This window comes from Flavobacteriales bacterium, assembly GCA_013214975.1.
Classification (GTDB): domain Bacteria; phylum Bacteroidota; class Bacteroidia; order DT-38; family DT-38; genus DT-38.
This window is the reverse complement of the sequence record JABSPR010000369.1, coordinates 1-3,878: the sequence shown is the minus strand read 5'-3', so window position 1 is coordinate 3,878 and position 3,878 is coordinate 1. Positions and strand designations below refer to the sequence as shown.

Sequence of the window (3,878 nt, the reverse complement as noted above, 5' to 3'; positions counted from 1 at the left end):
TAGAAGCTGCAGTCTTTATGGTACCAGAAGTAGTGTGTTATAAAGGGAATTCGGTTTCATTCCACATAGCGAAATGGCTAATAAAGGTGAAGTATATATGTTTAGTAAATTTGATTTTAGACAGGCCTGCGGTAAAAGAGTTGATTCAAAATGATTTTAATGAGAATAGCTTGAAAGAAGAACTAGGTAAATTATTGAACGATAAAGATGCCCGAACATCTGTGTTGAAAGATTATAATGATTTGAAAAGTAATTTATCCCAAAGTGGAGCGAGTTCTCGGGTAGCGAGTAGTATCGTAGAATATATTTTGGAAGGCGAATGAGTAGGAGTTTTACGGCCTTAGTTATTTCGTTATTGTTTTTGCCAAGCCTTTTGATTTCTTCAGAAGTAACCATTGGCTTGTTCAATAAAGAGAATATTCAATCAGTCTTAATCTCTCATTCTAAAGGAGACTATTTTTTAATAGCAGACGGAGATACATTAACTCCATTGGCCGATGACGCCATTTTTGAAATTAAGTCGCTAGATACCTTATTGCATATTAAGGGGTTTGAAAAAGAATACGGCATTTTTAAAACGATTCAGTTTGTAACCAGCGATAAGGCAAATAACCTAAGAATAAAATGCACCTCACCAGAAAAGAAAATCAAACAGTTTGATGGTAATTTCAGAATAGGCAATTCGGAAAACGGACTTGTTATTATTAATGAAATTGACCTTGACAGATACGTGTCTAACGTTGTAGAATGGGAAAGTGGAAGGCAAAGGACTTTAGAGTATTACAAAGTACAAGCTATAATATGTAGAACATACGCACTTGGGAATATTCGTAAGCACGCAAAGGATGGTTATGAATTATGCGATAAGGTGCATTGCCAGGTATACAAGGGGCAGAGTAAAGGAGATGCTAAAATTATTCAAGGTACCATTGCAACTAGGGATTTAGTTTTAGTAGATGAGAATGTTGAACTCATTCTAGCAACGTTCCATTCTAATTGCGGTGGACAAACAATGAATTCAGAAGATGTTTGGGGAGGGCACCGATCTTATTTACGCTCGGTAGTAGATACATTTTGTCTTCACGAACATAACGCTGTTTGGGAAAAACATGTTGATTTTAGCGATTGGAAAGAGTATGTGGCAGCTAATAAAGTTGATAATAATGAAGTGCTTGGTTTTTCTCAGGTTGATCGAAAGAAATATTTTAATTCAGACGACTCGTTACCATTAACTAATGTTCGAAGAGACTGGAAATTAAAGTCAACGTTTTTTAATGTGTCGGAAGGAAAAGAAGATGTAGTTATAAAGGGTAGAGGGTATGGTCATGGTGTTGGACTTTGCCAAGAAGGAGCTATTCATATGGCCGAAATAGGCTTTTCTTTTAAAAGAATTCTTGAATTCTATTACAATGAAATAAGATTGGTAAGCCTTAACTCACTGGGTTTCTTTAAAGAAGAGTAATCAGAATGATATTGCTGAAAACTTGTTGAAAACCTGACCTTTCTAATAAGGAGTCAACAAGTCAAATGATATACTTTTAAGCTAATTATAGCTCATATGAAAAGATATATATACCTCTCGGTTCTACTTGTTGCAAGTGCGGCGTTTTCTTGTATTGCACAGGACGATTTAGAGCTCTCTGATGAGGAACAACAATTTAGAGATTCTATTGCAAATGTAAATTTGCAAAGTAAAGTAAGTGCCGAAGCGATGAAAGCTTATAACAGTGGTAATGCACGTTATAAGGCAAAAAGCTATAAAGAAGCAATAGTATTTTACGATAAATCGATAAAGTCCAATTCGCATTTCGCAGATTCTTATTTCAATAGAGGCATGTGTCACTTTGAATTAAAAGAGTATGCACCGGCAAGCAGAGATTTTACGAAAGTTGTAAGTATGAAAAAGGATTTTACTGCTGCTCGTATGAAAAAAGGAGAGTGTCAAGTGAAATTAGGTTCATATAGCGCTGCAGAATCGGAATTTGAGGCAGTCTTAAAATTAGAACCAGAAAATTCTGTGGCGTCATATAATATGGGCACAATTAAATTCATGCTGAAAGAATATGAATTGGCCATTGCGCATTTTAAAAGAGCCGTATCTGCGAAACCCGACTATGCAGAAGCATATAACGATATGGGGAGTTGTAAACGCCAATTAATGAAGTACAGCGCAGCTTTAGTTGATTATAATAAAGCGGTAAGTATAAACGGGGAATTAGCATTCATCCATAACAACATCGGAAGTACTAAGAAGAAGTTAAAGGATTTGGATGGTGCCTTAATTGCGTACGATAAAGCAATTGCGGTTGATAGCAAGTTTTACATGGCCTGGAATAACCGAGGTAGTATTCTGTTTGATAAAGGGAATTACAATGAAGCTCGAAATAACTTTAGTAAAGCAATTGAATTGAATCCAAACTACGCTTTATCTTATAACAACAGAGCTGCTATCTTAATCATTGAAGAAAAATTCAAGGAAGCCGTAGCCGATTTGGATAAGTCGATTAAAATGGATGCGTCTAACGCGAAGTCATATCTAAATAGAGGAATTGCAAAGGAGATGCTAAGAGATCCTGCTGGGGCATGCGCCGACTGGCAGAAAGCAAAAGACATGGGGTTATCGAGAGGTAAATATTATTTGATGAATGATTGCCAATAGAATGAAGTATATATCAATTTTATTATTTGTTGTAGCGTTTACAAATGCTATAGGACAAAATGTTGAATTTAAAGCTGCGAACTTTAAAGACAATAAAGAAGGACTAAAAACAGCTACCGATGCAATAAAGCTAGGAGACGAATTCTTGGAATTAGGAAATGAAGCAGTGGCTCTAGTTAAAAATCCAGGGGATAAATTTAGAAGAGCATTAGCAAGCTATGAGATTGCTCAAAAATTTAATCCGGATAACGACATGCTTAACCTTAAAATTGGTAATGCATATTTATATACCACGGATAAAATTAAGGCAGTAAAATATCTAAAAAGAGCAGGGGAGTTAAATACTAATATGGATCCTGATTATCATTTTTATTTAGGTCAAGCATTGGCTTTAGAAGGAGATTATGATAAAGCTTTAGATGAATTCAAAATATTCAAAGCGACTGGTAAATCTAAATTTGTAGAGCAGTTGAAAAAACTGACTTCTAAGTATGTAAAGCAATGTAAATACGCAATGGAAGCTGTAAAACATCCTGAGCGTGTTTGGGTAGATAATGTGCCAAGCATCAATACGGAATGGGATGAAGAAGGTCCTTGTATTTCTGTGGATGGGGAAACAATGCTTTTTAACTCAAATAGGAAAAATGGTCATCAGCCTAATGATATCGCTCAATATGACATGGATATCTATACTACTGAGCTGACTAGTCATAAATGGAGTAAAGCCAAAAATATCGGAGCACCATTAAATACGGAAGAAAGTGAAGGTATTGGTGGATTAGCATATGATGGCCAAAGAATGTTGGTGCATAAAATTGTGAATGGTAACTACGATGTTTATGAAAGTGAACTGGAAGGAGTTAAATGGACAGCTAGTAAAGTGAAAATGGCGAAGAACGTTAATAATGAAAAAGATCAATATAACGCCTGTTATGAGCCTAACGACATTAAAGTGTATTACACGCAGCCGGGATCTAAAGGCGGTAACGATATCTACTTTAGTGGTGTAATGCTTAAAGAAACAGAGTCATATACTGCGAGTAGAACCATTCCTTGGGGAAAAGGTGCAAATGTTGTAAACGTAAATACCAAGTACGATGAGAAGTCTGTATATATACATCCAGATGGGGAAACAATGTATTTCAGTTCTCAAGGACATAACTCTATAGGTGGTTACGATATTTTTATGTCTAAAATGGAATTAGGGCAATGGAAGCTT

The 3,878-nt window shown here is 35.7% G+C and carries 4 protein-coding genes; all 4 read left to right on the top strand.

Features of this window, described 5'->3' with window-relative positions:
* On the top strand, positions 1-323 hold a 323-nt coding region (locus HRT72_11830; GenBank protein ID NQY68394.1), incomplete at its 5' end, for a lipid-A-disaccharide synthase.
* Positions 320-1,462, top strand: a complete 1,143-nt coding sequence (locus HRT72_11825) for a SpoIID/LytB domain-containing protein (GenBank protein ID NQY68393.1) — start codon at positions 320-322, stop codon at positions 1,460-1,462. The genes HRT72_11830 and HRT72_11825, both read left to right, overlap by 4 nt.
* A 96-nt stretch (positions 1,463-1,558) precedes the next feature.
* Positions 1,559-2,659: a tetratricopeptide repeat protein gene (locus HRT72_11820; protein NQY68392.1), complete on the top strand. Its 1,101-nt coding sequence runs from the start codon at positions 1,559-1,561 to the stop codon at positions 2,657-2,659.
* A 1-nt stretch (position 2,660) separates the two neighbouring features.
* Positions 2,661-3,878, top strand: a 1,218-nt coding sequence (locus HRT72_11815; GenBank protein NQY68391.1) for a PD40 domain-containing protein, incomplete at its 3' end; no start/stop codon positions are given.

Coding starts and splice junctions, on each gene's coding strand:
- HRT72_11825 (NQY68393.1), top strand. CDS start 320: ATGAGTAGGAGTTTTACGGCCTTAGTTATTTCGTTATTGTTTTTGCCA.
- HRT72_11820 (NQY68392.1), top strand. CDS start 1,559: ATGAAAAGATATATATACCTCTCGGTTCTACTTGTTGCAAGTGCGGCG.